Below are 2702 nucleotides of genomic sequence, written 5' to 3' on the forward strand. Positions count from 1 at the left end.
ATTTGGTATCGTTCTTCTCGGCTGAGGTGCTTGTACATTGGGCAACTTCGACTTGGCGGTTAAAGCGGCCATGATGCTCTCGCATCCTCAGCCACCTATAACCAGTTCATCTTTGTTGCACTTCGTCCTTGAATCCGCCAGTTTCTACACCGATGATGCCCACAATCATTTCGGCAGGCACGCCATAAGTTTGCTCTGCGCGGGTGAGGGCGCTTTGGTAGGTTTTCCAAAACTGTGTGCCAGCTTCAATGTGACGACTTTCAATGAAGCGCTCACGGTAAGCGCGCCAGTTTTTTGCGGTGGGCACGGTGGGGGGCAGCACCATCTTGGGGACGCCTTTGAGGTACTGCGCTTTGCTGATTTGTTCGCGCACCCAAGCTTTGGGTAGTGTGTACTGATGGGCCAGCTCGTCGGCTAAAGCGATCACTTCGGGTTTGTTCCCGTAGTTCACACCTTGGGTGGAAGTAACGTGCCAATGCAGATGAGCACGGTGGTGTGGCTTGGCTTGAACGTGCTCAGGCAGTGCCGACAACCACAAGAGCACAACCAATGTTTGACGCAACGCAAAACCTGTTCGTAAAGTCAGATAAAACGGGGATGTAAAGGTTTTCACGCGGTGTGGGCAAGGGAAAAAGCAAGGCCTACATGGTAAGCTGACATCAAGAAAAACCGAGGCAAAAGCTGAGGCAGATACGAGATGAGTAAAACCGGCTACTACACAAGCCCCATGTGTTTGAAGTATGAATGGGGCACGGTCATCCTGAATGTCCAGCACGGCTCAGTGCGCCTCCAGATCGTCTGCTCATCAGTGGTGTCGATCTGGGGTTGACACAGATCGAAGCGCCTGCGGCTCCGCTAGCTGATATTGAACTCGTACATGACCGCATGTACATCGCCTCGTTGCGTGGGTTGTCAGACCAGTTGGTGGAGGGCATGGCCGCAGGGGGCCGCACTTAGAGGCGTTCAAGCCAGAGTTAATTTTCATCAGCGCGGGCTTTGATGCCCGCCGAGAAGGTGACATGGGTCAGATGGGGTTAACTGAACAAGACTACAGTTGGATCACCTACCGCTTGCGAGACATCGCTGACCGCCATGCCAAAAGCCGCATCGTGTCTTTTCTTGTCTAGAAGGTGGCTACGATTGAAGTGTGCTCAGTCGCAGTGTGGAAGCTCATTTACGCACGTTGACGGATATTAAAACCATGAACGATTTACAAGAACTGTTGCTGGACTTGCAAAGTCCTGCCATTGTGTTGGAGTTGCTGGGGCTCGTGGCTTGCTTGGCCTTGGCTTGGCTGGTGAGTTGGGCCTTAGGCCGCCGCGCCACAGCGGGTGGCTCTATTTTGTTTGGCCACCAACTGATCGATGGCGTGTTGTTCCCAGCGTTGGCGGTGGTGTTCACCTATGGGGTGAAGTTGGTGTTGCTCAAGGCCCAGCGTGTGCCTGTACTCAAAGTGGCGTTGCCTGTGTTGGTGTCGTTGGCGCTGATTCGGTTGATCGCGCGGGTGCTGGCCGCTGTGTTTCCTAACTCTCGTGGGGCGCGTGTTTTAGAGCAGGTGGTGTCTTGGCTGGCTTGGGGCTTGGTGGTGTTGTGGGTCACTGGCCTGTTGGCTCCGATGATGGACGCGCTGGATGGTTTGGAGTTCATGCTGGGCAAAACGCACGTCAGTATTCTGCATGTGCTTGAAGCGATCTTCACCTCTGGCTTTGTGCTGGTGCTGGCGCTGTGGCTGTCGGCCACGCTGGAGCAGCGCGTCCTCAACCGCGCATTTGCTGATTTGTCGATGCGCAAGGTGGCCGCCAATGCCTTGCGCGTGTTGCTACTGGTGATTGGGACTTTGTTTGCTTTGTCCTCTCTGGGCTTTGACCTCACGGCGTTGTCGGTGTTGGGCGGTGCTTTAGGGGTGGGGATTGGTTTTGGCCTGCAAAAGCTGGCCGCAAACTATGTGAGTGGTTTTGTGATCCTGCTGGAACGCTCACTGCGCATCGGTGACTTTGTGCGGGTCGATGGGTTTGAGGGGCGTGTTACCGACATCAAAACCCGCTACACCTTGGTGCGTGCCGGCAATGGCAGCGAGTCCGTTGTGCCCAACGAACTGCTGCTGACCCAACGCGTGGAGAACCTGTCGCTGGAGAGCCGGCACTTGTTGCAAACCTGCACTTTCTGGGTGGGCTTGGAGAGTGATGTGCAGCGCGTACAAAGTTTGCTGGAGCAAGCCGCTTTATGTGCCGAGTGGGTGCTGGCCATGCCCGCGCCGCAAGCTTTGCTGGCTGAGGTGGCGCCACAAGGCTTGCGTTTCAATGTGAATTTTTGGATGGAAGACCCTGTCAACGGTCAGTCGTTGACGCGTTCACGTGTCAACATTGCCGCACTCAGTGTTTTGCGTGCGGCCGGTGTGATGCTGGTGCATTCACCACAAGAAGTGGTGCTGCGTCATACCCAGTGATCATTTCCTAGGCCTCCCTAGAAAGCCGGAGCATTTTTAGAAAATAAGGTTTTGATCTCTACAATGTGACGTTTACGTAAACGTCAATCTGTTTTTCATATTTTTTTGGAGCTTTTGTCATGAAAGTTTTAGTCGCAGTCAAGCGCGTGGTGGACTACAACGTGAAGGTACGGGTGAAGTCGGACAACTCTGGGGTTGACATTGCGAACGTGAAGATGAGCATGAACCCGTTTGATGAGATTGCGGTGGAAGAAGC

At 54.2% G+C, this 2702-nt stretch carries 2 protein-coding genes and 2 pseudogenes; 3 read left to right on the forward strand and 1 reads right to left on the reverse strand.

The genetic code is table 11. The features are described 5' to 3' along the window. Window positions 1–106: 106 nt before the first annotated feature. The gene (locus RMS03_RS05415) at window positions 107–613 is read right to left on the reverse strand and encodes a lytic murein transglycosylase (RefSeq protein ID WP_310626079.1); all 507 of its coding nucleotides are present in this window, start codon (window positions 611–613) and stop codon (window positions 107–109) included. 84 nt (window positions 614–697) lie between these two features. On the opposite strand from RMS03_RS05415, the pseudogene RMS03_RS05420 reads away from it, so the two are divergent. From RMS03_RS05420 to RMS03_RS05430, 3 genes and pseudogenes are all read left to right on the forward strand, one after another. Next, a pseudogene (locus RMS03_RS05420) lies at window positions 698–1144 on the forward strand (hypothetical protein). 57 nt (window positions 1145–1201) lie between these two features. Further along, a complete protein-coding gene (locus RMS03_RS05425; RefSeq protein WP_310626080.1) occupies window positions 1202–2446 on the forward strand; it encodes a mechanosensitive ion channel domain-containing protein in 1245 nt (414 codons plus the stop codon). Window positions 2447–2565: 119 nt separating this feature from the next. Continuing rightward, window positions 2566–2702: pseudogene (locus RMS03_RS05430) on the forward strand (electron transfer flavoprotein subunit beta/FixA family protein); the annotation flags it as partial.

Origin of the sequence: Limnohabitans sp. (assembly GCF_031538885.1) — a bacterium.
Taxonomy (GTDB): Bacteria; Pseudomonadota; Gammaproteobacteria; order Burkholderiales; family Burkholderiaceae_C; genus Limnohabitans.